At 68.0% G+C, this 24,418-nt stretch carries 26 protein-coding genes; 18 read left to right on the forward strand and 8 right to left on the reverse strand.

The features are described 5' to 3' along the window. Position 1: 1 nt before the first annotated feature. On the reverse strand, positions 2-1,006 hold the full coding sequence (locus tag A5711_RS04805) for a medium chain dehydrogenase/reductase family protein (RefSeq protein ID WP_067944527.1): 1,005 nt from the start codon (positions 1,004-1,006) through the stop codon (positions 2-4). A gap of 83 nt (positions 1,007-1,089) precedes the next feature. Between A5711_RS04805 and A5711_RS04810 the strand changes: the two genes are divergently transcribed. The 6 genes from A5711_RS04810 (at position 1,090) to A5711_RS04830 (ending at position 7,210) form a co-directional block, all read left to right on the forward strand. Beyond that, on the forward strand, positions 1,090-1,806 hold the full coding sequence (locus A5711_RS04810) for an MBL fold metallo-hydrolase (RefSeq protein ID WP_067944507.1): 717 nt from the start codon (positions 1,090-1,092) through the stop codon (positions 1,804-1,806). Between the two features lie 212 nt (positions 1,807-2,018). Further along, on the forward strand, positions 2,019-4,307 hold the full coding sequence (gene aceA / locus A5711_RS04815) for an isocitrate lyase ICL2 (protein ID WP_067944508.1): 2,289 nt from the start codon (positions 2,019-2,021) through the stop codon (positions 4,305-4,307). 374 nt (positions 4,308-4,681) lie between these two features. Then, complete coding sequence (locus A5711_RS27140; RefSeq protein ID WP_197520738.1) at positions 4,682-4,900, forward strand: hypothetical protein; 219 nt, start codon at positions 4,682-4,684, stop codon at positions 4,898-4,900. A 154-nt stretch (positions 4,901-5,054) separates the two neighbouring features. Further along, entirely contained in the window at positions 5,055-5,453 is a 399-nt protein-coding gene (locus A5711_RS27145) for a hypothetical protein (RefSeq protein WP_068010242.1), read from the forward strand. A gap of 186 nt (positions 5,454-5,639) precedes the next feature. Further along, entirely contained in the window at positions 5,640-6,803 is a 1,164-nt protein-coding gene (locus A5711_RS04825; protein WP_067944510.1) for an LLM class flavin-dependent oxidoreductase, read from the forward strand. Between the two features lie 71 nt (positions 6,804-6,874). After that, entirely contained in the window at positions 6,875-7,210 is a 336-nt protein-coding gene (locus A5711_RS04830) for a hypothetical protein (RefSeq protein WP_156744786.1), read from the forward strand. 58 nt (positions 7,211-7,268) lie between these two features. On the opposite strand, the gene A5711_RS04835 is transcribed toward A5711_RS04830, so the two are convergent. Continuing rightward, positions 7,269-7,736: an SRPBCC family protein gene (locus tag A5711_RS04835; protein ID WP_067944512.1), complete on the reverse strand. Its 468-nt coding sequence runs from the start codon at positions 7,734-7,736 to the stop codon at positions 7,269-7,271. Between the two features lie 207 nt (positions 7,737-7,943). Here A5711_RS04835 and A5711_RS04840 point away from each other — a divergent pair, with 207 nt between their 5' ends. The 6 genes from A5711_RS04840 (at position 7,944) to A5711_RS04865 (ending at position 15,641) form a co-directional block, all read left to right on the forward strand. After that, positions 7,944-9,779 (forward strand): fatty acyl-AMP ligase, encoded by a 1,836-nt coding sequence (locus A5711_RS04840; RefSeq protein ID WP_067944513.1) that lies wholly within the window; start codon positions 7,944-7,946, stop codon positions 9,777-9,779. A 75-nt stretch (positions 9,780-9,854) separates the two neighbouring features. Then, positions 9,855-11,087 (forward strand): serine hydrolase domain-containing protein, encoded by a 1,233-nt coding sequence (locus A5711_RS04845; RefSeq protein ID WP_067944528.1) that lies wholly within the window; start codon positions 9,855-9,857, stop codon positions 11,085-11,087. Between the two features lie 92 nt (positions 11,088-11,179). Next, complete coding sequence (locus A5711_RS04850) at positions 11,180-13,507, forward strand: arylsulfatase (protein ID WP_067944514.1); 2,328 nt, start codon at positions 11,180-11,182, stop codon at positions 13,505-13,507. A gap of 8 nt (positions 13,508-13,515) precedes the next feature. Then, the gene (locus A5711_RS04855) at positions 13,516-14,187 is read left to right on the forward strand and encodes a GAP family protein (RefSeq protein WP_067944529.1); all 672 of its coding nucleotides are present in this window, start codon (positions 13,516-13,518) and stop codon (positions 14,185-14,187) included. A gap of 27 nt (positions 14,188-14,214) precedes the next feature. Continuing rightward, on the forward strand, positions 14,215-14,871 hold the full coding sequence (locus A5711_RS04860) for a hypothetical protein (RefSeq protein WP_067944515.1): 657 nt from the start codon (positions 14,215-14,217) through the stop codon (positions 14,869-14,871). Continuing rightward, complete coding sequence (locus A5711_RS04865) at positions 14,868-15,641, forward strand: YqjF family protein (RefSeq protein ID WP_082975650.1); 774 nt, start codon at positions 14,868-14,870, stop codon at positions 15,639-15,641. Before A5711_RS04860 ends, A5711_RS04865 begins: the two co-directional genes overlap by 4 nt. Before the next feature lies 1 nt (position 15,642). On the opposite strand, the gene A5711_RS04870 is transcribed toward A5711_RS04865, so the two are convergent. After that, complete coding sequence (locus tag A5711_RS04870; RefSeq protein ID WP_067944516.1) at positions 15,643-16,413, reverse strand: SDR family oxidoreductase; 771 nt, start codon at positions 16,411-16,413, stop codon at positions 15,643-15,645. Between the two features lie 58 nt (positions 16,414-16,471). Between A5711_RS04870 and A5711_RS04875 the strand changes: the two genes are divergently transcribed. Then, positions 16,472-16,948: a nuclear transport factor 2 family protein gene (locus A5711_RS04875; RefSeq protein ID WP_067944517.1), complete on the forward strand. Its 477-nt coding sequence runs from the start codon at positions 16,472-16,474 to the stop codon at positions 16,946-16,948. On the opposite strand, the gene A5711_RS04880 is transcribed toward A5711_RS04875, so the two are convergent. Both A5711_RS04880 and A5711_RS04885 read right to left on the reverse strand, forming a co-directional pair. Beyond that, entirely contained in the window at positions 16,949-17,686 is a 738-nt protein-coding gene (locus A5711_RS04880; RefSeq protein WP_067944518.1) for a DJ-1/PfpI family protein, read from the reverse strand. A 31-nt stretch (positions 17,687-17,717) separates the two neighbouring features. Further along, on the reverse strand, positions 17,718-18,677 hold the full coding sequence (locus tag A5711_RS04885; RefSeq protein ID WP_067944519.1) for a GlxA family transcriptional regulator: 960 nt from the start codon (positions 18,675-18,677) through the stop codon (positions 17,718-17,720). Between the two features lie 111 nt (positions 18,678-18,788). Here A5711_RS04885 and tpx point away from each other — a divergent pair, with 111 nt between their 5' ends. Next, positions 18,789-19,283, forward strand: a complete 495-nt coding sequence (gene tpx, locus A5711_RS04890) for a thiol peroxidase (protein ID WP_067944520.1) — start codon at positions 18,789-18,791, stop codon at positions 19,281-19,283. A gap of 116 nt (positions 19,284-19,399) precedes the next feature. Here the strand turns inward: tpx and A5711_RS04895 are convergent, their stop codons facing one another. From A5711_RS04895 to A5711_RS04905, 3 genes are all read right to left on the reverse strand, one after another. Beyond that, positions 19,400-20,374: a nitronate monooxygenase family protein gene (locus tag A5711_RS04895; RefSeq protein ID WP_067944521.1), complete on the reverse strand. Its 975-nt coding sequence runs from the start codon at positions 20,372-20,374 to the stop codon at positions 19,400-19,402. Beyond that, entirely contained in the window at positions 20,371-20,760 is a 390-nt protein-coding gene (locus A5711_RS04900) for an NYN domain-containing protein (RefSeq protein WP_067944531.1), read from the reverse strand. Before A5711_RS04900 ends, A5711_RS04895 begins: the two co-directional genes overlap by 4 nt. A gap of 64 nt (positions 20,761-20,824) precedes the next feature. Beyond that, positions 20,825-21,259 (reverse strand): hypothetical protein, encoded by a 435-nt coding sequence (locus tag A5711_RS04905; protein ID WP_067944522.1) that lies wholly within the window; start codon positions 21,257-21,259, stop codon positions 20,825-20,827. A 110-nt stretch (positions 21,260-21,369) separates the two neighbouring features. On the opposite strand from A5711_RS04905, the gene A5711_RS04910 reads away from it, so the two are divergent. From A5711_RS04910 to A5711_RS04925, 4 genes are read left to right on the forward strand one after another with little or no spacing between them, the layout of a single operon-like run. Continuing rightward, positions 21,370-22,554, forward strand: a complete 1,185-nt coding sequence (locus tag A5711_RS04910; RefSeq protein ID WP_067944523.1) for an acyl-CoA dehydrogenase family protein — start codon at positions 21,370-21,372, stop codon at positions 22,552-22,554. Positions 22,555-22,571: 17 nt separating this feature from the next. Next, the gene (locus tag A5711_RS04915; RefSeq protein WP_067944524.1) at positions 22,572-23,474 is read left to right on the forward strand and encodes an NAD(P)-dependent oxidoreductase; all 903 of its coding nucleotides are present in this window, start codon (positions 22,572-22,574) and stop codon (positions 23,472-23,474) included. Between the two features lie 9 nt (positions 23,475-23,483). Further along, positions 23,484-23,927 carry a helix-turn-helix transcriptional regulator gene (locus A5711_RS04920; protein WP_067944525.1) on the forward strand — a complete coding sequence of 148 codons (444 nt, stop codon included), beginning with the start codon at positions 23,484-23,486 and terminating at the stop codon, positions 23,925-23,927. Positions 23,928-23,936: 9 nt separating this feature from the next. Further along, entirely contained in the window at positions 23,937-24,347 is a 411-nt protein-coding gene (locus tag A5711_RS04925; RefSeq protein WP_067944526.1) for a VOC family protein, read from the forward strand. The last annotated feature ends 71 nt before the right edge of the window (positions 24,348-24,418 follow it).

Below are 24,418 nucleotides of genomic sequence, written 5' to 3' on the forward strand. Positions count from 1 at the left end.
CTCACGGCAACAGGACGACCTTGCCGACGTTCTCCCGGGCCGCCAGGATGCGGTGCGCCTCCGGCGCCTCGGCGAAGGGCACCGCCGCATGGACGACGGGAGCGACCGTCCCCTCCGCGAGCGCCCTGGCCAGCGGAGTGATCCACGGCTCGAGCGTGCCGCGGTCGTCCCACAGCCGCAGCATGTTGAGGCCGATCACCGCCTTGGACTCCGAGAGTTGGTCGATCAGGTTGAACCCGCGCAGCATCGCCAGCGCATGCGGGGCGGCCGCCCGCAGCGAGCGCTTCTCGCCATGCTGCAGGTTCGACACCCCGTACCCGACCAGCCGTCCGCCCGGCCGCAACAACGCGTAGGACCGGCGCAGCGAGGTGCCACCCAGCGCATCGAGCACCACGTCGTATAAATCCAGGCCGCGCCACCAACCGTCACGGCGGTAATCGATCGCCCGGTCCACCCCCAGTTCGGCCAGCTTCTCGTGTTTCGCCGGTGACGCGGTGCCGTGCACCTCGGCCCCGGCGGCCTTCGCGAACTGGATGGCCGCGATGCCGACGCCGCCGGCCGCGGCGTGCACCAGCACCCTTTCCCCGGGGCGCAGCGACCCGTATCCGTGCAGCGCGGCCCATGCGGTCGCGTAGTTGACGGGGACGGCGGCGCCCTGTTCGAAGCTCATCGCGGCCGGCAGCGGCACCGAGTCGCTCGCAGCCACGTTGACGATCTCGGCATAGCCGCCGAAGCGGGTACCCGCCAGCACCCGGTCGCCGACGCGGCCCGGATCGACACCGTCGCCGACGGCCTCGACGGTCCCGGCGACTTCGTAGCCCACCACCGCCGGCAGCTTCGGCGCATCGGGGTACAGGCCCACGCGGGCGAGGTGGTCGGCGAAGTTGACCCCCGCCGCGCGCACCGCGACCCGCAGCTGCCCCGGGCCCGGGGGCGGGGGATCGGGCCGCTGCTCGACCCGCAGCACCGACGGACCGCCGCGCTTGGTGATGACGACTGCGCGCATCGCGAATACCTTCTCTCCGGCCTTGTCTCCGGCTTCTGCCAACACGTCAACTATCTACGACATGCTCAGCTAGCTTGCTGGGTGTGCATCTCGCCTGGGAACGGTTGACGGCCGGCGTGCGTCGCTGCCGGCTGCCGTTCTGCGATGTCACGGTCGGACTCGTGTGGGGCAGCACCGGAGTACTGCTTGTCGACACCGGGACGACGCTGCCCGAGGCGCGCGCAATCGACGCCGGCGTGCGACGGCTCGCTGGCCGCCCGGTCAGCGATATCGTCTTGACCCACAAGCACTTTGACCACGTGCTGGGTTCTTCGGTGTTTGCCGACGCGAACATCTACTGCGCGCCCGAGGTGGCCGAATGTCTGTCGTCGGGAACCGGGCGGATGCGCGAGGACGCGTTGGACCACGGCGCCGACGCCGCGGAGATAGATCGGGCGATCGCGGCGTTGCGACCCCCGCGGCGCGGGGTCTTCAACGCCACCATCGGCCTCGGTGATCGCGCAGTGACGATCGCCCATCTGGGCCGTGGCCACACCGCCTCCGATCTCGTGGTGGTCGCCCCCGGGGGAGCCGACGACCCGGTCGTCGTGTTCACCGGCGACCTGGTCGAAGAGTCCGCCGATCCCGCGATCGACGCCGACTCGGACCTGGCGGCGTGGCCGGCCACCCTCGAGCGGCTGCTCGCGGTCGGCGGGCCGGACGCGGTGTACGTGCCGGGCCACGGAAGGGTCGTCGGCGCGGAGTTCGTCCGTCGCCAGCGCGAGTGGTTGACCCGGCGCGCGGCCGGCGGCCCCGGCTGAGCCGGGGGTCGCGTACGAAAGGTGTTGCGCCGCAAGCGGTGCGCGCCGAGACCGCCCGGGCGGCGCCCCGCGGCCGTGCCACGCCGTCGCCGGCTTGCGGATACAGGCGTCCGGCAACAGTTTTGGCATGGGTCTTTCGGCCCCTGATTGAAAGGCCATCTCCGGGGATAGACTCCGTCCAGGGGAATCGTGCCGAAGAGGAGCGTAGGGCCATGGCCATCATTGACTCGGACACCGAAGTCCGGACATCGTTCGAAGACGACATCGCCGCCACGCAGCGCTACATGGACGACCCGCGCTTCGCCGGCATCACGCGTCTCTACACGGCCCGCCAGGTAGTCGAGCAGCGCGGCACCATCCCGACCGACTACCCGGTGGCGCGCAACGCGGCCGCCGCCTTCTACGACCGGCTGCGCGAGCTGTTCGCCGCGAAGAAGAGCATCACGACGTTCGGCCCCTACTCGCCGGGCCAGGCGGTGGCCATGAAGCGGATGGGCATCGAGGGCATCTACCTCGGCGGCTGGGCGACCTCGGCCAAGGGCTCCACCACCGAAGACCCGGGTCCCGACCTCGCCAGCTATCCCCTCAGCCAGGTGCCCGACGACGCAGCGGTGCTGGTGCGCGCCCTGCTCACCGCCGACCGCAACCAGCAATACCAGCGACTGAACATGACCGAACGGCAGCGCGCCACCACGCCCGCGTACGACTACCGGCCGTTCATCATCGCCGACGCGGACACCGGCCACGGCGGTGACCCGCACGTGCGCAACCTAATCCGCCGCTTCGTCGAGGTCGGCGTGGCCGGCTACCACATCGAGGACCAGCGCCCGGGCACCAAGAAATGCGGCCACCAGGGCGGCAAGGTGCTGGTGCCGTCGGACGAACAGATCAAGCGGCTCAACGCGGCCCGGTTCCAGCTCGACGTCATGAAGGTGCCCGGCATCATCGTCGCCCGCACCGATGCCGAGGCGGCCAACCTGATCGACAGCCGCGCCGACGAGCGCGATCAGCCGTTCCTGCTCGGCGCCACCAACTTCGACATCCCGTCGTACAAGGCGTGTTTCCTGGCGATGGTCCGGCGCTTCTACGAGCTGGGGGTCAAGGAACTCAACGGCCACCTGCTCTACGCTCTGCCCGATTCCGAGTACGGCGCCGCCACCGCCTGGCTGGAGCGTCAGGGCATCCAGAGCTTGATCTCCGACGCGGTGAACGCCCGGCGCGAGGACGGGCAAGGTTCGATCGACGACCTCTTCGACCAGGTCGAGTCGCGCTTTGTGGCCGCCTGGGAGGACGACGCGGGGTTGATGACCTACGGCGAGGCCGTCGCGGAGGTGCTCTCGTTCGGCGAGACCGAAGACGAGTCGCCGAGCATGACCCCCGACGAGTGGCGCCAGTTCGCGGCGCGCGCATCGCTTTACACCGCACGGGAGAAGGCGAAGGAACTGGGCGTCGACCCGCCGTGGGACCCGGAGTTGTCGAAGACGCCGGAGGGCTACTACCAGATCCGCGGCGGCATTCCGTACGCCATCGCCAAGTCGCTCGCGGCCGCACCGTTCGCCGACATCCTCTGGATGGAGACGAAGACCGCCGATCTCGCCGACGCACGCCAGTTCGCCGACGCGATCCACGCCGAATTCCCGGAGCAGATGCTGGCCTACAACCTCTCTCCGTCCTTCAACTGGGACACCACCGGGATGACCGACGATGAGATGAAGCGCTTCCCCGAGGAGCTCGGCAAGATGGGCTTCGTCTTCAACTTCATCACCTACGGCGGCCACCAGATCGACGGTGTTGCCGCCGAGGAGTTCGCCACGTCGCTGCAGCAGGACGGCATGCTGGCGCTGGCTCGGCTGCAGCGCAAGATGCGCCTGGTCGAGTCGCCCTACCGGACCCCGCAGACGCTCGTCGGCGGGCCACGCAGCGACGCCGCGCTGCAGGCGTCGTCCGGGCGTACGGCGACCACCAAGGCGATGGGCAAGGGCTCTACCCAGCATCAGCACCTCGCCCAGACCGAGGTGCCCAAGAAGCTGCTGGAGGAGTGGCTGGCGCTGTGGAGCGAGAACTACCAGCTGGGCGAAAAGCTGCGGGTGACCCTGCGGCCCCGCCGCGCCGGTTCGGACGTTCTCGAGCTCGGCATCTACGGCAACGGGGACGAGCAGCTGGCCAACGTCGTCGTCGATCCCATCAAGGACCGGCACGGCCGCAGCATCCTGCAGGTGCGTGACCAGAACACCTTCGCCGAGAAGCTGCGCCAGAAGCGCCTGATGACGCTGATTCACCTCTGGCTGGTGCACCGGTTCAAGGCCGACGCGGTTTACTACGTCACGCCGACCGAGGACAACCTCTACCAGACCGAGAAGATGAAGTCCCACGGGATCTTCAGCGAGGTCTATCAGGAGGTCGGCGAGATCATCGTCGCCGAGGTGAACAAGCCGCGCATCGCCGAGCTGCTGACACCCGACCGCGTGGCGCTGCGCAAGTTGATCACCAAGGAAGCCTAGGGAGCGGATGCCGTTCGCCCAGGTGGCACAGGGCTGAGTGCAGTTGCTGATGCGCCGAACGCGGTATCCAATTTACGAATAAGAAAATTTCTTATTCTCGATGCAGCAAATTCCCGCACTGCAACTGTTGTCCGAGGATACGATTTGGCTCGCCGATGGCCCATTAGCCCGAGATGGGCCATCGGCTCCTAAGGCGGCCACTCTGTCGCGCTTTCCTCTTCCGGCGGCACGATCACAGCCCTCGCGGTGCGCCCGCGGGTGACCCAAGCCGTAACCGACACAATCTGTCTTGTTGCAATAATTGCACAGGTGTAGATTTGTGCTATGGCTGCGCGCCATCCTCGTAGACACGCTGGGACCGGAAGGAGCGGCTGATGAAGGTGCAAACCCACAGGGCGGCTGCCGTGTTCGGCGGGATGACCGCGGTGATGTTGGCAGTGGTATTCGGCGGAGTAAGTGCCGGCCCGACGGGCGGCGCGGGGGCGCCGGCGACGCACTCCTCGTCCCGCGTCGCATTGGCCCCGCCTGATGCAACCGGAGCCGGCGTGCACTCGGCCACGCTTGCCGGCTGCGTGTCCGGTCTCGACTGCTAGCCCGAACCGCGTGTATCGATGGCCCATCCCCGGCGGGATGGGCCATCGGCGTTTCCGGGCAGAAGTCCCGCATCGAATCCCGTTTGCCCGGGTGCGCGCCGGGGTAAGGAGAAAGAACCAGTTGCCGTGGCGCAAGTGGGGATTGGGGACTTCGATGACATCAGCAGCCAGGACTTCGGTCGCGCTCTTCGGTGGTGCGGCGATGCTCGTGCTTGCGGTCGGGTGCGGCGGCGGCAATAAGGGGCCGAGTAGCAGCAGCACCACCCCGACGACCACGCCGTCGTCCAGCGTGGCTCCGTCCACGCCCGGTGGCGGCGGCGGCGCTCCGGGCGGCCCGACGGGCGGTGGCGGCCCCGGCGGCGGTGGCGGCGGCGTTCCCGGCGGACCGACCGGTGGCGGTGGTCCGGGCGGCGGTGGCGGCGGCGTTCCCGGCGGACCCACGGGTGGCGGCGGCCCCGGCGGCGGAGGCGGCAGCATCCCCGGTGTCGGCGGTGGCGGCGGCGGCCCGGGTGGCGGCGGCGGGTGCGTCGGCAACGTCTGCGGCGGCTATTGACGTCCGCGCGCTGAACCCGCCCTAACGCACCGCGACAAAGACTTGTTCCCGTAGTCGGCGGGGCCGGGATTACCTGGCCCCGCCGGCTGAAAACTCGGTCTCGCCGAACTCGGCGGCGCCAACGCCCTAGGCCGGGCACCGCATTCGGGTTATGGTTCTGCCCAACTCGGCTGCAAGGGGACTTCAATGGCGAAGCTCAGGTTTGGATACTTCATCGCCCCGTTCCATCGGGCCGGTACGAACCCCACGCTCGCATTGCAGCGCGACCTGCAGTTCATCGAGCACCTCGACGCCCTCGGCTTCGACGAAGTGTGGATGGGCGAACACCACTCGGCCGGCAGCGAGATCATCAGCTCGCCCGAGGTTTTCATCGCGGCCGCGGCCGAGCGCGCCAAACGCATTCGCTTTGGCACCGGGGTCATTTCGCTCTCGTACCACAATCCGCTCTGGGTCGCCGACCGGCTGATGCTGCTGGATCACCTGACGCACGGCCGGATCATCGGCGGCGTGGGCCCGGGTTCACTGCCCAGCGACTCGTCGATGATAGGGCTCACCCCCACGGACACCCGCGAGCTGCTCGAAACGAATCTCGACATCGTCGTCCGGCTGCTGGCGGGGGAGACCGTGAGCGCCAAGACGGCCACGCACCAGCTGTTCGACGCCAAGCTGCAGCTTGCCCCGTACTCGGACGGCGGAATTCCGCTGTCGGTCGCCGCCGTCGCGTCGCCGACGGGTGCGCGGCTGGCGGGCAAGCATGGCATCGGCCTGCTCTCCATCGGGGCGACGTTGACCGTCGAGGGCTTCAACGCGCTCTCGTATCACTGGGGCATCGTCGAGGAGCGCGCGGCGGCCTTCGGCACGCAGGTCGACCGCAGGAACTGGAGCCTGGTCGGCCTGTTCCACCTCGCCGAAACGGAAAAGCAGGCCCGGGAAGAGGTCAAGTTCGGCATCGAGCCGTGGTTCCGGTACTTCCAGAAGGTGGCCGCCTTCCCGCAGATGACGATGCCCGGCGACCAGCTGGACGAGATGATCGACGTCATCAACGAAAACGGGGCGGGCGTGATCGGCACGCCCGAGCGGGCGCGCGAGCAGGTTCAGCGGCTGTGGGATCAATCCGGCGGGTTCGGCTGCATGCTGCAGATGGGCCACGAGTGGGCCAACCCGGCCGCCACCAAACGGTCCGCCGAATTGTTTGCCGCCGAAGTCATGCCGCATTTCCAGGGCCAGGCGCAGCCGACGCTGGACGCCGCCGCGCGCGCCGGACAGGCCCGGGAGGGCTTGGCGCAGTCGCAGTTGGACGCGGTCGCGCACATGACGAAGAAGTATCAGGACGAGGTCGACGCGAAGTAGCGGGCGGACTTCATATTCGGGGAACAGCCGCCACCCAGGCGGCAGCTAAAGTCTCGGCGCATAACCGAAGGATGACCGCCCGCACCGCTGACCACCGCCGGCGACGAATGGGGCGCCTCCTTATCGCGGGAGCCGCGTCCGCCGCCCTGCTCACCCTCTTCGGCTCGGCGCAGGCACCGATGCGCCTGACCGACGTGGCCGTATCGCCCCAGACGCCGCCCAACTTCTCCGGCGGCTTTGCCGCCGATGACGACGACGACCAGGCCCAACTGCAGCAGCAGCTCGACCAGCAGCAGCTGCAACAGTCCATGCAGCAGGCGGAAGAGCAGAACGAGCAGGCCCAGCAGCAGTTCAATCAGGACATGCAGCAGCAGCAGACGTACGAGAACCAGTTCAACAACCCGTAGCTCGTGAATCGAAGCGTGGCGGCCGCCGAGCGCGGCCGTCACGCGCCATGCCAGGGTGCTAGCGCCCGCCGCTCGATTCCCGCTCGGCGGCCTTCACCAGCCGGCCGGCGAAGTACCGGACCGCTCCGCCCATGGCGGCCCGCATCACCGGACCCGTCCCGCGCACCCCCTCGGTGAACGAGCCGGTCCAGCGGATGTCGGTCCCGCCCGTCGGGTTCGGCGTGAAGACCACCTCGCCCGAGTAATCCTTGGCCGGAGTCGGGGGACCGACGAGCTTGTAGGCGTGCCGGCGGTCCTGCTCGTACTCGACGGTCTCTTCCTGTACCAGCACGGGCCACATGCCCACCTTGCGGACGGCCCCGATCCCACCGGGCGCGGGATCGCCCTGCCGGGCCCAGCTCGAGTGAACGACGATGGGCTTCGCCCACTTCGACCAGTTGGCGCCGTCGGTCACGAGCCGAAACAGCGTCGCGGCGGGTGCGGTGCTGGTGCGGTTGATCTCGAATGAAAACGTCCTGCCTGACATGGCCAACTCCCCGGTGCAATCATCGACGACCCTGCATGCCGCCCGCGCGTAGGCTACCGCTCACGTTGCGGGCGCCGCGACGAGGGCGCACGACGGTCACCGACGGGTCGGCGCCGACCGGCGAATTCGATTCTCACCGAAGGCCCTTCGCGCTTGGCGTGCCGATGATCACGTTCGCGGCACGGCGGCGGTGCCTACAGTGGGGCCATGGAGTTCGGTTCCCGGCAGCGCGCCAAAGCCGTCCCCGGCCTGCTCGAGATCGAGGACTGCCTGGATGCCCAGGGCAACATCGTGGTGCCGCCGGACGTCACGCTGATCTCGCTCATCGATCGCAACATCGCGAACGTCGGTAACACCGTGGCGTACCGCTTCTTGGACTTCAACCGTTCGGCCGACGGACTCGTCGAAGAGGTGACGTGGAACCAGTTCGGTGTCAGGCTGGAAGCCATCGGCGCGCGCGTCCAACAGGTCGCCGGCCATGGTGAGCGGGTCGCCGTCTTGGCGCCGCAGAGCCTCGACTACGTGATGGGGTTCTATGCGGCGATCAAGGCGGGAACCATTGCGGTGCCGTTGTTCGCGCCCGAGTTGCCCGGCCACGCGCAACGCCTGAACACCGCCCTGCGCGATTCGCGGCCGACGGCCGTGTTGACCACATCGGCGGCGCGGAACGCAGTCGAGGAGTTCTTGAGCACCCTCCCGCAACCGCACCGGCCCCGGGTAATCGTCATCGACGAGATCCCCGACTCGGATCGGGATTCGTTCGCCCGCAACGAGTTACGCCACGACGACGTCTCCCACCTGCAGTACACATCGGGCTCGACGCGGCCCCCGGTCGGCGTCGAGATCACGCACCGCGCGGTCGGCACCAACCTCGTGCAGATGATCCTTTCGATTGACCTGTTGGACCGCAACACCCACGGTGTGAGCTGGTTGCCGCTCTACCACGACATGGGGTTATCGATGATCGGCTTCCCGGCGGTATACGGCGGACACTCCACGCTGATGTCGCCGGCCGCGTTCGTCCGCAGGCCGCAACGCTGGATCAAAGCCCTGTCGGCCGAGGCAGGCCGGGCCGTCACCGCGGCGCCGAACTTCGCCTACGAATGGACCGCCCAGCGGGGAGTGCCCGCGCCGGGCGATGATGTCGACCTGAGCAAGGTGGTGCTGATCATCGGGTCCGAGCCCGTCCGCATCGAGGCGATCACAGCCTTCAACAAGGCGTTCTCCCCGTACGGATTGCCACCGACGGCGTTCAAGCCCTCATACGGCATTGCCGAGGCCACCCTGTTCGTCGCGACCATCACGCCCACCGCCGAGGCGACCCCCGCCTACTTCCACCGCGAGGAACTGGGCGCCGGTCGCGCGGTGCGGGTCGCGCCGGACGACCCCGAAGCCGTGGCACAGGTCTCCTGCGGCCAGGTGGGCCGCAGCGAATGGGCCGTAATCGTCGACCCGGCCACCGGGACCGAACTGCCCGACGGTCGGGTCGGCGAGATCTGGGTGCAGGGCAACAACGTCGGCCGGGGCTACTGGGGACTGCCCGACGAAACCGGGCGAGCGTTCGGCGCCCGGTTGCGATCGCGGCTCGCCGACGCCAGCCACGCCGAAGGCTCGCTCCTCGATCGCCCGTGGTTGCGGACCGGGGACTTGGGCATCTATGTCGACGGCGAGCTTTACGTCACCGGTCGGACCGCCGACATGGTCACCATCGGCGGCCGCAACCACTACCCGCAGGACATCGAGGCGACCGTCGCCGAAGCGTCCCCGCTGGTGCGGCGCGGATACGTGACCGCCTTCGCCGTGCCGGGCGAGGAGGCCGATCAGCGACTCGTGATCATCGCCGAGCGGGCGACGGGCACCAGCCGCGCCGACCCGCGGCCGGCCATCGAGGCCATCGGGGCCGCGGTCATGCGCCGCCACGGGCTGCCGGTCACCGAGGTGTGTTTCCTGCCGGCGGGCGCGATTCCCCGCACCACCAGCGGCAAGCTGGCGCGCCGGGCCTGCCGCGCCCAGTACCTGAGCGGCAGTCTGGGCGCCCACTGACCCGCTGGGATGAGACGGCCCGAAAAGCGCTGCTCGCGTCCGCCGCTGGCTTAGTCTCCTTTCGGAGGCGTGACGATGGTGCTCAAGGTTGCGGTGTCGGCGGACCTGATCGGCGGCGACGTGGATGCCGGCTATGGAAAGGTCGCCGACGCCTTTCGCGCGAGTTTCCGCGACAGTGCTGAAGTCGGAGCGGCCGTCGCCGTCTACCGCGATGGGGTCAAGGTCGTGGACCTGTGGGGCGGCTACCGGAACGGGTTGGCCAAACAACCCTGGCAGGCCGACACCATGGTCAACATGTTCTCGACGACCAAAGGGGTCGCCGCCCTGGTCGTGGCCGTCGCGGTGTCCCGAGGACTCATCTCCTATGACGCCAAGGTGGCCGATTACTGGCCGGAATTCGCGCGGGCGGGCAAGGGCGACGTGACGGTCCGCCAACTCCTGGGGCATCAGGCCGGCCTGTGCGCGCTCAAACCGAAGCCGGCGCTGGCCGACGTCGCCGACCCGGCCAGGCTCTCACCCATCCTGGCGGCGCAGGCGCCGGCGTGGCGACCGGGTTCGCGGCACGGTTACCACGCGATCACGCTGGGCTGGTACGAATCCGAGCTGATCCGCCGGACGGACCCGGCCGGCCGCACGCTGGGCCGCTTCATGGCCGACGAAATCGTCCGGCCGCTGGGGCTCGACCTGCACATCGGCCTGCCGGATTCGGTCAACCGCGAGCGGGTCGCGCACGTACACAACTGGGTGCGCGCCGAAACGCTGCTACACCTGAACGTCATGCCACCGGGATTCGTGGGCGCCTCGCTCAACCCGGTCGGCCTGACCGCCCGCGCGATCGCGGTCCCGCGCGGCGTCAACCCGTTCAACGGTGACTACAACCGCGAGGACGTTCGGGCGGTCGAGATTCCGTCGGCCAACGGCATCGGCACCGCCCGGTCGGTGGCGCGCATGTACGGCAGCGCGGCAACCGGGGGAGCCGAGCTCGGCCTCGGCGCCGACACCGTCGCGGCCCTTACGGCGCCGGCGCTCTCGCCGAGCCAGGGCATCCGCGACAAGGTGATGAACGTCGACGTGGCGTATTCGCTGGGCTTCTGTAAACCGGTGCCGCACTTCGCATTCGGGTCTTCGGGTCGCGCCTTCGGTACTCCCGGCTTCGGCGGGTCTTTCGGCTGCGCCGACCCGGACACCGGCATCGGCTTCGCGTACGTCATGAACCGGCTGGGTTTTCACCTCTGGAGTGACCCGCGCGAACTCGCGTTGCGGCAGGCGCTGTTTCGCGACGTCCTCGGAGTGCGACCGCAGACGTGATGCCGACGAGAATTCGCCGCCCGCTACGGTGAAAGCGCCGAAGTTGCATGGGGGACGGCCGGGAACCAGCTTAACCAGCATCAGGAGGCGCGATGGCCGACCTACCCCGCGGCAATGAACGTTTCAGCGGGGTCATCCGCCCCTCTGCAGGCGATTCCACACCGATCAAACCCTCGATCGTCCACCCGCCGGCCGGGGCGCCCAACGTCGTGGTCGTATTGCTGGACGACGTCGGATTCGGCGCCGCAACGACGTTCGGCGGCCCCGTTCCGACACCGGCCCTCGACCGTGTCGCCGGTGCCGGGTTGCGCTACAACCAATTCCACACCACCGCGCTGTGCTCTCCGACGCGCGCCGCCCTGCTGACCGGGCGCAACCATCACAGCGCGCACATGGGCACCATCTGCGAGATCGCCTACGGATTACCGGGTTACGACAGCGTGATACCGCAGAGCACAGCTACCGTCGCCGAGGTGTTGCGGATGAGCGGCTACAGCACGGCTCTGTTCGGTAAGGCACATTTCACGCCGACATGGGAGATCGGCCCCGCGGGACCGTTCGACCGCTGGCCAACTGGACTCGGCTTCGAACGCTTCTACGGATTCCTGGGCGGGGATACCTCCCAGTACGAACCCGCGCTTTACGACCAAACCACACCGGTGGAGCCGTACCTCGGCCGCGACCGCTACCACTTGACCGAAGACCTCGCCGACAAGGCGATCGACTGGATCCGGCTGCAGAAGACCTCGGCACCGGACAAGCCGTTCTTTCTGTACCTCGCGCCCGGCGCGACCCACAGTCCCCACCAGGTATGGCCGGAATGGTCGGATAGCTTCGCCGGCCAGTTCGACGACGGCTGGGATGCCCTGCGGGAGCGGACATATGCCCGCCAGCTTGAAATGGGCATCATTCCATCCGGTGCCCGCCTGACGCCACGACCCGAGCAAATACCCGCATGGGCGGACTACGACGATCGCTACAAGCCGGTGGCCCGCCGCCTGATGGAGGTCTACGCAGGATTTTTGGCCCACACCGACGCCCAGATCGGGCGGGTCATCGACGCCATAGACGAGTTGAGGCAATGGGACAACACGCTATTCATTTACCTGTGCGGCGACAACGGCGCGTCCGCCGAAGGAACGATACACGGTGCGTGGAGCTCACCGGCATTTCAAAATGGTCTGCCGGAAGACCCCGAATGGCTGCTGGCTCACATCGCCGACTTCGGCACCCCCCGGTGCGAAAACCATTACAACGTCGGCTGGGCGTGGGCGCTCGACGCACCGTTTCAGTGGATGAAACAAGTGGCGTCGCATTTCGGCGGAACCCGTAACGGGCTGGCGATCTCCTGGCCGCAGGGCATCACGGCGGCTGGCGAGCAGCGCAGCCAGTTCCACCATGTCATAGACATCGTCCCCACGATCCTCGAAGCCACCGGCATCGAGATGCCGGCGCGCGTCAACGGCGTCGAACAGAAGCCGATCCAAGGTGTCAGCATGCGGTACTCGTTCGACGACGCGACCGCGGCCAGTCGGCGAACCACGCAGTACTTCGAAATCTTCGGCAATCGCGCCGTGTACCACGACGGCTGGATCGCCTCATGCTTTCACGGTCGACTGCCCTGGGTCCGCACCCAACGGGCAACCCCATTCGGGGATGCTGAACGTTGGGAGCTCTACCACCTGGCGGGTGACTTCAGCCAAGGCGTCGACCTTGCGGCACAATGCCCCGACAAGCTCGCGGAACTGCAGGCCGTCTTCGATACCGAAGCGCGCAAATACGACGTCTACCCGCTCAGCGACGCGACACTGGCCCGCGCGCTGCCCGCCAACCGGCCAAGCCTGCTGGGCGAGCGCACCTCGGTCACCTACTACGCCGGGCAAGTGCGGATCCCCGAACCCGTGACGCTGACCTACACCAGCACCTCGTTCGAGCTGCGGGCGCAGCTGACCATACCTAAGGGCGGCGGTCGGGGCGTGGTAATCAGCATGGGCGGGGCGATGGCCGGGTGGAGTTTGTACCTGCAGGACGGGATTCCGCATTTTTCCTACAACTACGTCGGTCATGAGCTGACCACCGTGAAAGCCCCCGAACCACTACCGGAAGGCCCAGTCGCACTGGGGCTTTCGTTCGACTACGACGGCGGTGGACTGGGCAAGGGCGCCTCGGTGTCACTGCGCGTCGATGACGCCGTGGTCGCCGGCGGCCGCGTCGAGCGGACGGTGCCGTTCCGGTTCTCGATGAGCGGCGAGACCTTGGACGTCGGCACCGACACCGGCTCCCCGGTTGCGCCGTACGGGCACGACTTCCGCTTCACGGGGCGTATCGACCGAATCGACGCCACCGTGCGCCCACAGCCCGCTGATCTGGCCGCGGCGATCGCCGAGGCGGAGATGCGCGCGGCGCTGGGAGCGCAATAGTGCTCGCCATGTGGGGCAGCCTCGTCCCATTGATCCTTGGCTGCGCACTCGAACCGATCGAGATCGTCATCACGATCATGTTGTTGGGCACCCCGTCGCGTGTGCGAGCGGCCGGCGCCTGGGTGGCCGGGCACGTCAGCACACGCCTGCTGCAAGGACTCATCTTCGGCACGATTCTGCATTGGGGAAAGCGCGAAGCCGACTCGAATCACCCACACCACTGGATCGTGTCGACCGTGCTGTTGGTGGTGGCCCTGCTGTTTCTGGTTACCGCGGCGCGAGAGCTGTTCAGCGACGATGATCCCAACGCCCCGCCACCGAAGTGGATGACCGCGCTGACGTCGGCCACGCCCGGCAAGGCCTTCCTCATCGGCGCCGGTGTCATCACCGTGTCGGTGAAAGCCTGGGTATTCACGCTGGCGGCGATCAGCGTCATCGGCGATGCGAACCTCAGCAGGCCCGCCAATATCGGTTCATACGTTCTCTTCGTGGCGCTTGCGGCGAGCGTGAATCTGAGCATCGTGGGTGCGGCGGCATTTTCTCCGCAGCGGTCACGCTCCCTCCTGGACCGGGCGTTGCGCTGGCTGCAGGCGCACGACCGGCCCATCCTGATCGTCGCCGGGGTGGTTTTCGGGATCTGGTTCGGGATAAAAGCCCTGCGCGGCTTCGGGATTCTGTAGCCGCTGCGCGAGTGGCATCCTGGCCGTGTGGGTTTACTCATCCGGTTGGCGGAGCTGTTGATCGTGATCCTGCCCCTGGCCGGGGCGACAATCGCCGCGGTGCGAGCGTTCAGCGCCAACCGTCGGCCGGCCGAACAACCGCCGCGGATCGAGCGGACGGAAACACCGGACACTGGCGACAATCACGTCGCGCAGTGGCGGTCGCTGCGCCGCGTCCTCGAGGAGCACAGCCGTACCGACGCCCGCTGGCTCGAGTATGAACTCGACGTGGCCAAACTGCTCGACTTTCCGCTCATGACGGACATGCGCGACCCGCTCACCGTCGCCTTCCACAAAGCCAAGCTCCGCGCCGACTTCCTGCGCCCCACCAAGGCCGAAGACCTCCTCGACGACCGCGACACCGCCGCTCAGTACCGGGCCGCCGTCGAGGATTACGTGACCGCCTTCCACGCCGCCGAGACGGAAGCGATACGCAGACGCCGCACCGACTTCTCCAGGGCGGACCAGCAGCGGATCGCGCGCGCTCAGAATCTGTTACGCGTGGCGTCGGATGCCGCCGCGACAGCGCAGGAACGACGGCAGGCCTATGAGTTGGCGCGTCAGGAACTCGAGGGCCTCGTCGTCTTGCCGGCCACCACGCAAGCCGGCATCGAACGAAAGGTATTTGGGGAGTTGGAGGGATGACGACGGCTCCCGGGGCGCCGGCGCCCGAACCCGGCGACGGCCAGGGCCTCGAGGGATACCCGGTGATCCCGCCGCCGCTTCGCGGTCCCATCGCCTTCGACCAGTGCTGGCGGGACCTGACTTTCATCCATTGGCCGGTGCGGCCCGACGCCGTCGAGACGATGTACCCGCCAGGTACCCGGCCCGACGTCTTCGCCGACGGGATGACCTACGTCGGGTTGGTCCCATTCGTCATGGACAGCACCAAAGTTGGCTCGGTTCTACGACTTCCGTACTTCGGCAGCTTCCCGGAGACGAATGTCCGGCTGTATTCGGTCGACGACGCCGGCAGGCATGGCGTGCTGTTCCGGTCGCTGGAGACGGCGCGGCTCGCGGTCGTGCCGGTCACCCGGGTCGGCCTCGGCGTCCCCTACACCTGGGCGAAAATGCGGACGCAACGGCACGGCGACCGCATCACCTATGACAGCGTGCGCCGGTGGCCCCGCCGCGGCCTGCGCAGCCGAATCGAGGTCGCCATCGGCGCCCCGGTGAAACCGACACCGCTGGAAATCTGGCTCACCGCCCGATGGGGCGCGCACACCCGGACCGCCGGCCGCACCTGGTGGATACCGAACGAACACGAAACCTGGCCACTGCACGCGGCCGACGTCGTCGACATGCACGACGAGCTGGTGGTGGCCAGCATGGTTCGCCCCGCGGGAGAGCCGTTGCGGGCGCTGTTCTCGCCCGGCGTGCGCGCCCGTTTCGGCCGCCGCGTCGTCGTCGCATGACCTACGGACAGGTGTAGCCGCCGTCGATCACGACGTCCGAACCGGTCATGTAGCTGGAAGCCTCGCTCGCCAGGTAGAGGTACAGGCCGATCAGTTCTTCGGGGCGGCCGATCCGCCCGAGCGGGATCTTCGGCTCCCACAGCCGGTGATATTCCGTCAACGGCTCCACGAGTTCGGTCAGGATGTAGCCCGGGCTAACGCTGTTGACCCGGATGTTGTGCGGAGCCAACTCCACGGCCATGGCCTTGGTCAGGTGAATCACCGCCGCTTTGGACGTGCAGTAGTGGCCCACTTGTTGCGGCACGTTGATGATGTGGCCCGACATGGAGGCCGTGGTGATGATCGCGCCGCCATGGCCCTGCCGGACCATCGCCCTGGCCGCCGCTTGCGCAGTGAGGAAAACGCCTGTGACATTGGTGCTTTGGATCCGCTCGAATTCTTCGGGCGACATGTCCAGCATCGAGTTCACGGTGATGATGCCGGCGTTGCAGACCGCGATGTCGACGCCACCGAACTCCGCGTTCACCAGCTCCAGCATCTCGGTCACCTGATCGGGTTGGGTCACGTCGCAGCGAACGGGCACGACCTTGCCGTCGCCGTCCGCCGCGATCTCCCGGGCCACCTGTTCCAGGCCCTCGTCTCGCCGCGCCGCGATGGCGACGTCGGCGCCCGCTTGCAGATATGCCTGCGCCACCTTTTTGCCGATGCCGCTGGATGCCCCAGTTACCAGCGCCCGCTTGCCGCGCAGATCAAACAACTTCAAGACGTTCATGCCATATCCCTATCCAGACGAGCGACCTGTAACCGAAACACGTTCTAGTGTGTCCGCCATGGGCAAATTCACCAGGGCAGAAATCGAGCAAGCCGTCGAGAACTACACGCGGGTAGTGGAGGGGTGCAGCGCCTCGGGCGACTGGCGACCGTTCGCCGATCTCTTCACCGAGGATGTCGTCTACACCGAACACCACTACGGGGTGTTTCATGGCCGCGAGGCGGTGCGGGACTGGATCGTCGCGGTTATGGCACCGTTCCCGCACATGCGATTTCCGTCCGACTGGACCGCCTACGACGAAGACAACGACGCGGTCGTCGTGATGATCAAGAATCTGCTCGACCATCCGACGGACCCCAAGGGCGAACCCTTCTGGTTTCCGAACTGGACTCGGCTGGTCTACGCGGGGGACGGGTTGTTCTCCAGCGAGGAGGACATCTACAACCCCAACCGGGATGCGCCCGGGGTGGTGGCCGCCTGGCTGCAGGCCGGCGGCCGGCTCGCGTCCGACGAAATCCTGCAGCCCGGCGCCTGACTAACTGGTCACCGGCTGTCGCCCCCGCCGCCGCGACCGCACGGCCGCCAGCGCCTGCTCCCACGCCAGCATCGTGGCCGCCTTCACGTTGGCCGGCTTCACACTGTCTCTGGACAGCAGCGCGGTCGCGGCCGCCTTCGTGGTCGCCGACGACTTCGACAGATGGCCGGAGTCGAACGGCGGCTGAGGGTCGTATTCGATCGCCAACTGGATCGCCTTGGCCCTACCTTCGCCGCCGATCTCGCCGGCCAGCCACAGCGCCATGTCGAGTCCCGCCGAGACCCCCGCGCAGGTGACGACGTCGCCCTGGTGCACGATTCGCTCGTCGCCCACCGGAACGGCGCCGAAGGCCTTCAGGGCCGGAACGGTCAGCCAGTGCGACGTCGCGCGCCGGCCTTCGAGCAGCCCGGCCGCCGCAAGGATCACCGACCCGGAGCACACCGACGTCGTCCATCGGGCGCTCCGATGCGCCCGCCGCAGCCAGTCCAGCAGCGCCTCGTCGCGGGCATGCACCGGGGTCGACGGGCCGCCCGGCACCAAAATCACGTCGGGCGACGGTGTTTCGGCCAGCGAATGGGTGGCCCCGATGATCAGCACCCCGGAGTCCGCGGTGATCGGCCCCGCCTCGTGCCAGACGAACCGCACCTCGGTGTCCGGCAGATTGCGCAGCACCTCGTACGGGCCGATCATGTCGAGCGCGGTGAATCCCGGATAGGTCACGATCGCGATCTGGTTCATGGTGTCGTCCTTTCGGTTTCAGGCGTCAGTGTCAGGCGAAGGCCTTGCGGTACTGGTCCGGCGGAATGCCGACCCGGCGAAGGAAGTTGCGCCGCATGGTTTCCGCGGTGCCGAAGCCGCAGCGGCTGGCGATCGCGACGACGGTGTCGTCGGTCTCCTCCAACTGACGGCGTGCGGCCTCGGTGCGGATGCGCTCCACGTACTGGCCGGGCGCCTCGCCGACCTCCGCGGTGAACACGCGGGTGAAGTGCCGCGGGCTCATCGCCGCGCGGCGGGCCAGCTCGTCGACGCTGTGCTCGCCGCCCGGTTCCGCCTCGATGGCCTCCTGCACCGCGCGGATCGCGTGGCGTTTGGCGCGCGGCATCCACACCGGCGCCGCGAACTGCGTCTGCCCGCCGGGGCGGCGCAGATACAGCACCAGCCAGCGGGCGACCGTCTGCGCAACCTCGGTGCCGTGGTCGTCCTCGACCAGCGAGAGCGCCAGGTCGATCCCCGCGGTGACACCCGCGGCCGTCCATACGGTGTCCGAGCTGCGGACGAAGATCGGATCGGCGTCGACGTCGATCGCCGGGAACTCACGGGCCAACCGCCCGGCGAAGGCCCAGTGTGTGGTGACCCGCTGCCCGTCCAGCAGGCCCGCCTCGGCCGCCAGGAACGCGCCGGTGCAGACGGTGACCACGCGACGGGCGGTTCCGGCGACGGCCTTGATCCAGCCGATCAGCTCGGCATCCGACCGCGCCGCCTCGACACCTCCGCCGCCGGGCAGCACCACCGTGTCGATCTTCTCGCTCGGGTCGTTCGGGTCCGGCAGCGGCGCCGCGACGAAGCCCAGCCCGGTCGGGGTGGTGATCGCCTGCCCGTCGACGGAGCCCACCACGACGTCGTACCCGCCCCCGGTGAGCAGCGATGCACCGGCGAAGACGTCGTGTGGTCCCACCACGTCGAGCGCCTGCACGCCGGGAAAGCCGGCGATGACGACCTTGCGAGTCATGGACTCAAGTGTTCGGCACGGCCCGGCATGTCGTCTACGCCCTGTAACCCACCAATTAGGACATGGGGACCTGGCCCATGGCGTGCTCGGCGGGCTTGGCAGACTGTCCGCATGGCACAGATAACGTTGCGTGGAAACCCGATCAACACCGTCGGCGAGCTGCCTGCCGTCGGATCCCCGGCGCCGGCCTTCAGCCTGACCGGCGGCGACCTGGGGGCGGTCAGTAGCGACCAGCTTGGCGGTAAAGCCGTGGTGCTCAACATCTTCCCGTCCGTGGACACGCCGGTGTGCGCGGCCAGCGTCCGGACCTTCAACGAGCGCGCCGCCGCCAGCGGGGCCACGGTGGTGTGCGTGTCGAAAGACCTGCCGTTCGCGTTCGCGCGGTTCTGCGGGGCGGAGGGCATCGACAACGTCAAGACGGGCTCGGCGTTCCGCAGCAGCTTCGGCGAGGACTACGGCGTCACCATCAACGACGGCCCGATGGCCGGTCTGCTGGCCCGGGCCATCGTCGTGGTCGGCGCCGACGGGAAGGTCACCTACACCGAGTTGGTCCCCGAGATCGCCCAGGAGCCCAACTACGACGCGGCACTGGCCGCGGCGGGCTGACCCGGTCCGCCGACAGCGTTTTCCCCAGCGCGGGCGTCCAGGCGCTGTTTGCGCGCTGCCAATGTCCGTCGCTGTGAGCTGTTCCAAGGTCGAAGGCGAACAGGTCGTCTTCGACGTCAGGAGTTGCCCGAGCTAACCCCCGGCGACCCGAGTCGGTCCGCGGTGGCCGCCAGCGCTTCGCCGCATCCCGCCCACATCCGCTCGATGATCTCGGCGGCCGGCGGGGTGTCCTGGATCCGCCCTGCCACCTGACCGGTGTTGGCGACGCTGGCGTCCATGTCCCCGTCGAAATACAGCCGCTGCACCCGTTGCAGCGCCGCGGCGCCGTCGCCGGAAGACGTTGCGGTGTCCAGCCTTTCGGCGGCGGCCGTCCGGATCACCCGCATCATGCGTTTGCCGTCGAGGGGGAGGAGCACGGTGGAGGTTTCATCGGCGGCGACGACCGCCCGCTTGAGGTTGCCGTGCACCGGAGAATCCGCCGAGGCCAGCAGCCGCGTGCCCATCTGCACGCCCTCGGCGCCGAGAACGAAGGCGGCCGCCATCGAGCGCGCGTCGCAAATCCCTCCCGCCGCCACGATCGGCACGTCGACCTCGGCCGCCACCAGCGGCAGCAGCACCATGGTCGACGCACCGAATCGGTTCTTGAACCCGCCGCCCTCGACGCCCTCAACCACGAGCCCGTCCACTCCGGCGTCGACCGCTTTCCGGGCCGCAGCGAGGGTGCCCACCACATGGAACACGGTGATGCCGGCATCGTGGAGCCGGCCGATGAACAGCGCCGGATCGCCGGCCGATGTGGTGACGAAACGGATGTCGTTGGCTACCAACAGATCCACGGTGGCCGGGTCGCGGTTCATGATCAGCGCTATGTTCGCGCCCACCGGACGGTCGGTGAGGTCGCGGACTCGCCGCAGGTCGGCCCGGCCCTGCTCGGATGTGGTCTCGATGACGCCCAGCGCGCCCGCGTTGGACACCGCGGCGGCCAGCTGGGCACCGGCGATATAGGTCATCGGCGCCTGAATGATCGGGATGTCGATCCCGGCGGCTGCGCAAACGCGGTTCACTGCGGCGCCGCCGCGGCCGGCGTTCATGAGGCTCGCGGTCCTCGGGGGTCGATGAGGTCGCGGAAGCTCGCAGCGGGGTGGACCGAGGCGCCCAGACCGACTACGCGATCGCTCAGCCCATTGTCGGACGTCACCACCCGAATGTCGTGCGGCTGGGGGTCGGCCTGGACGCGGCGGACGATCTCGTCATCGGCGGAGTTCGCGGCCGCCCGGGGCGCGTACGCGATCTCGATCACCGATGCGGGAATGGCGCTCGACGGTGGCCGCTCGAACACGACCGTCACGCGGTCCCCATGGGTGGCCGCCCATCGGTCGAGGTGCTCCACCAATGCGACCATGGCGCCACCGCGGTCCTTCCACCACCCGTCCGGGCGGCTCCCGATCACGTTCATCCCGTCCACGATCCACCGCACGTCCCCCACGGTAGGGCGAGACCTGACCGCGGCGCGGCAACTTCCGCGGACCGCTGCACGGCCATCACTTCCAGAACAGCCCGATAAGGCTCGCCCCCACCAGTGCCGACAGCATGAGTAATTGAGGCCACGGCCGCCACGGCGCGTCCTGGATGGCGTACGACATTTCTTTGATCGGCGATGTCTGGGGTGGAGCGGCACGCTCGGGCGGTACCGGGCGGTGGAACTGGTGGAAGTACAACTGGATGAGCGTCGCACCGATCCACAATCCGCCAAGGAAACTGACGGAGTCCACACCGCGCCAGAACACGAGCACGGCGATTGCGACGGTGAAGCCCAGCAGCACGCGATCAGAGGCGGTCGTCGCCGAAGCCCTGCCGCTGTATTGCTTGTCCAGCAAGGCGCGACGCCGGCGATACGGCAGCGCGAAAAAGGCGAACTTGACCAGGATGTGCAAACCGAGCGCTACCACAACAACCGTGGCAATGGTGTTGATCATGCTGCCCTCTCGCATTCGGCGCCGCGATTTTCGTTTTTGGAACGGAAAGCGGTTGGTACGGTCACCGATATCAGTTTCCGCTGATGCCGTCGCGATGATGGGACAGGTGAATGACGTCGATAGCCGACACCGATGACCGGGTTGTCTCGCTTGCCCGCGGGATGCGCGACCTGGTGCGCGCCGAGGCCGCAGAATCCGAGCGGGCGCGCACCCTCACCCCGGCGATCATCGACGAGATGTGGGCGAGCGGGCTGATGTCCGCGTTCAACCCAGCCCCCGCGGGAGGTGCGGAACCGTCGTTCACCGAGATGATCGAGACCTGGATCGAAATGGCCTGGCAGGATGGCTCTTTCGGTTGGGTCGGCATCGCCAACCTGCCGTCCTCCTTCGCCGCCGCGGCGTACCTGCCCGACGAGGGTTTCGCCGAGGTGTTCACCGCGCACGACAACCGCGTCACGATGGGCGGCCAATTCTTTCCCAACGGCCAGGGATCCGCCGTCGATGGCGGCTACCTGGTGAGCGGGTCGTGGAACTTCGGCTCGGGCATCGGGCACTCCCAGTACGTCGCGGCCGGGTTCTTTCCCATGGACAACGGCGAAATGCGCTGGATCAGCGAGGGCTTCCCGGAGATGCGGGTCGCGGTGATTCCGCGGGATCAGATCAGCTTCAATGACGGCTGGTTTGTCCAGGGGCTCAAGGGAACCGGCTCCTATGATTACAGCGCCCAGGAGGTGTTCGTGCCGGCGAGCCGCACCTTCGAGCTCTTCGTGCGCGAGCCGTATCGCGGGACGTCGCCGGCCACCCGGATGGGGCTGATGCCGGTCACCGCCGCAGGCCACGCGTCGTGGGCGCTGGGCGTCGCCAAGAGCATGCTCGATGACGTCCAGGAGCTGGCGGCGACGAAGTTCCGGATGAGTGACATGGCTTCGCTGGCCAGCCGCCCGACCTTCCAGAAGGGGCTGGCTCACCACCGCGCAGCCTGGCGGGCCGCTCGGCTGCTGGTGCTCGACGCGTTCACCACCGCCGAGGCCGCGGTGGCCTCGGGGGAGGAGCTGACGCCGTTGCTGCGCGCGGACATGCGGGTGGCGGCGGTGTACGCCACCGACATCGCGCGAAGCTGCGCCGAGTGGGCCCACCTGGTTGCGGGCACCAGCTCGATCCGGGAGGGCACTCGCTTGGAGCGGGCTTTCCGCGACATCTACACCGGGACGCAGCACGCCTTCATCAGTGAGAAAGTCGCCATCGACGTCGCGCAGATCTGGCTCGGCATCATCGACGACCAACCGGGGCTCTGAGTCGCTACTATCAGCGCATGCGCGGCTCAAAGATCCTGATCACCGGCCCGACCGGTCAAATCGCGACCCCCATTGCGCGGGCGTTCGCGGCCGACAACGAGGTATGGGGCATCGCCCGGTTCACCGATCCGGCAGCCCGGGAGGGCCTGGAGAAGGCCGGTGTCCGCTGCGAGCAGGTCAACCTGGCTGCCGGTGACTTCGCGAGTCTGCCAACCGATTTCGAGTACGTCCTTAACCTGGCGGTAGCCAAGAGCGGGAACTGGGACAAGGACCTCGCCGCCAATGCGGAGTCGGTGGGTCTGCTCATGGCGCACTGCCGCGACGCGAAGGCGTTTCTGCATTGTTCGTCGGCCGCCGTCTATGACCCGCCGGACGACAATCCGCGAACCGAGGCCGCCGCCCTCGGCGATAACCACAAGTGTCTGTTTCCCACCTACTCCATCTCCAAGATCGCGGGGGAGGTCGTCGCCCGGTCGATGGCGCGGGCCCTCGGGGTGCCCACCACCATCGCCCGGCTCAACGTCCCCTACGGCGACAACGGCGGGTGGCCGTTCTACCACATGGAGATGATGCTGGCGGGCATCCCGATCCCGGTGCCGCCCGGTGAACCCGCACGCTACAACCCGATTCACGAGGACGACATCATCGCGACCATTCCGAAGCTGCTGGAGGTGGCGTCGGTTCCGGCGACCACCGTCAACTGGTGCGGTGACCAAACGGTCAGCATCCAGGAGTGGTGTGGCTACCTCGGCTCGCTGGTGGGCAAGGAACCGGTTTTCGAGGTGAGCGAGCAGGCGCTGCGCGGCAATCCCACGGACAGCGACCGGATGCATGAGCTCATCGGCGGCACGACGGTCGACTGGCGTGACGGGCTGCGCCGGATGGCGGCCAAGTTCCATCCAGAGTTGGTCGGCGCGTAGGGATTACCGGTGCGCCAAGGACCCGACGCGGCGCAGCGCCTGCGCACCCTCGCGCTGCTCCGCCGCGTCCGCGACCGGATCGATCGGGAGTACGCGCGGCCGCTGGACGTCGAGGCGCTCGCCCGCGACGTGCACATGTCCGCCGGTCACCTGAGCCGCGAGTTCCGCCGCGCCTACGGCGAGTCGCCGTACTTCTATCTGATGACACGGCGCATCGAGCGCGCGATGGCGTTGCTGCGCCGTGGCGACCTGAACGTCACCGACGTGTGTTTCGCCGTCGGCTGCTCCTCGTTGGGCACCTTCAGCACTCGCTTCACCGAACTGGTCGGCGTGCCGCCGAGCACCTACCGGCGCCAGGGGGCCGACGCGCTGGCCGGAATGCCGCCGTGCGTGGCCAAACAGGTGACCAGACCGATCAGGAATCGAGAAGCTCGGGTCACCGGGCCCGCTTAGCCTGACCCCATGGACATCACGATTCACTCCAGCTTCCTGCCACACGACGACCCGGAATCCTCGCTCGCCTTCTACCGCGACACCCTCGGTTTCGAAGTCCGCCTCGACGTCGGAAAGGGCGAGATGCGCTGGATCACCGTGGGACCCCCGAACCAGCCCGACACGTCGATCGTCCTGAATCCGCCGGCCGCCAACCCGGGCATCACCGAAGACGAGCGGCGCACCATCGCCGAGATGATGGCCAAGGGCAGCTACGCCACGTTGCTGTTGGCGACCAAGGACCTCGACCGCACCTTCGAGCAGCTGCAGGCCGGCGACGTCGAGATTGTCCAGGAGCCGACAGAACAGCCGTACGGGCTGCGGGACTGCGCGGTCCGCGATCCCGCGGGCAACCTGATCCGCATCCAAGAGCTGCGCTAGGTAATCGATCCGGTCCGTGCACCGGGCCCAGCTCTAACCTCCGAACGCAAAAGTTCCGAACCTCATGGAGG

The sequence above is a fragment of the Mycobacterium sp. E2238 genome (assembly GCF_001672665.1).
In the GTDB taxonomy this organism is placed as follows: Bacteria; Actinomycetota; Actinomycetes; order Mycobacteriales; family Mycobacteriaceae; genus Mycobacterium.

What these genes read in the sequence shown, in the direction of transcription:
- A5711_RS04805 (WP_067944527.1), bottom strand. Translation starts at nt 1,006, where the DNA reads ATGCGCGCAGTCGTCATCACCAAGCGCGGCGGTCCGTCGGTGCTGCGG.
- A5711_RS04865 (WP_082975650.1), top strand. Translation starts at nt 14,868, where the DNA reads ATGACGACGGCTCCCGGGGCGCCGGCGCCCGAACCCGGCGACGGCCAG.
- A5711_RS04840 (WP_067944513.1), top strand. Translation starts at nt 7,944, where the DNA reads ATGGAGTTCGGTTCCCGGCAGCGCGCCAAAGCCGTCCCCGGCCTGCTC.
- A5711_RS27140 (WP_197520738.1), top strand. Translation starts at nt 4,682, where the DNA reads ATGAAGGTGCAAACCCACAGGGCGGCTGCCGTGTTCGGCGGGATGACC.
- A5711_RS04835 (WP_067944512.1), bottom strand. Translation starts at nt 7,736, where the DNA reads ATGTCAGGCAGGACGTTTTCATTCGAGATCAACCGCACCAGCACCGCA.
- A5711_RS04895 (WP_067944521.1), bottom strand. Translation starts at nt 20,374, where the DNA reads ATGAACGCCGGCCGCGGCGGCGCCGCAGTGAACCGCGTTTGCGCAGCC.
- A5711_RS04880 (WP_067944518.1), bottom strand. Translation starts at nt 17,686, where the DNA reads ATGAACCAGATCGCGATCGTGACCTATCCGGGATTCACCGCGCTCGAC.
- A5711_RS04830 (WP_156744786.1), top strand. Translation starts at nt 6,875, where the DNA reads ATGACCGCCCGCACCGCTGACCACCGCCGGCGACGAATGGGGCGCCTC.
- A5711_RS04905 (WP_067944522.1), bottom strand. Translation starts at nt 21,259, where the DNA reads ATGATCAACACCATTGCCACGGTTGTTGTGGTAGCGCTCGGTTTGCAC.
- A5711_RS04885 (WP_067944519.1), bottom strand. Translation starts at nt 18,677, where the DNA reads ATGACTCGCAAGGTCGTCATCGCCGGCTTTCCCGGCGTGCAGGCGCTC.
- A5711_RS04870 (WP_067944516.1), bottom strand. Translation starts at nt 16,413, where the DNA reads ATGAACGTCTTGAAGTTGTTTGATCTGCGCGGCAAGCGGGCGCTGGTA.
- aceA (WP_067944508.1), top strand. Translation starts at nt 2,019, where the DNA reads ATGGCCATCATTGACTCGGACACCGAAGTCCGGACATCGTTCGAAGAC.
- A5711_RS27145 (WP_068010242.1), top strand. Translation starts at nt 5,055, where the DNA reads ATGACATCAGCAGCCAGGACTTCGGTCGCGCTCTTCGGTGGTGCGGCG.
- A5711_RS04925 (WP_067944526.1), top strand. Translation starts at nt 23,937, where the DNA reads ATGGACATCACGATTCACTCCAGCTTCCTGCCACACGACGACCCGGAA.
- A5711_RS04855 (WP_067944529.1), top strand. Translation starts at nt 13,516, where the DNA reads ATGTGGGGCAGCCTCGTCCCATTGATCCTTGGCTGCGCACTCGAACCG.
- A5711_RS04875 (WP_067944517.1), top strand. Translation starts at nt 16,472, where the DNA reads ATGGGCAAATTCACCAGGGCAGAAATCGAGCAAGCCGTCGAGAACTAC.
- A5711_RS04915 (WP_067944524.1), top strand. Translation starts at nt 22,572, where the DNA reads ATGCGCGGCTCAAAGATCCTGATCACCGGCCCGACCGGTCAAATCGCG.
- A5711_RS04850 (WP_067944514.1), top strand. Translation starts at nt 11,180, where the DNA reads ATGGCCGACCTACCCCGCGGCAATGAACGTTTCAGCGGGGTCATCCGC.
- A5711_RS04845 (WP_067944528.1), top strand. Translation starts at nt 9,855, where the DNA reads ATGGTGCTCAAGGTTGCGGTGTCGGCGGACCTGATCGGCGGCGACGTG.
- A5711_RS04825 (WP_067944510.1), top strand. Translation starts at nt 5,640, where the DNA reads ATGGCGAAGCTCAGGTTTGGATACTTCATCGCCCCGTTCCATCGGGCC.
- A5711_RS04910 (WP_067944523.1), top strand. Translation starts at nt 21,370, where the DNA reads ATGACGTCGATAGCCGACACCGATGACCGGGTTGTCTCGCTTGCCCGC.
- tpx (WP_067944520.1), top strand. Translation starts at nt 18,789, where the DNA reads ATGGCACAGATAACGTTGCGTGGAAACCCGATCAACACCGTCGGCGAG.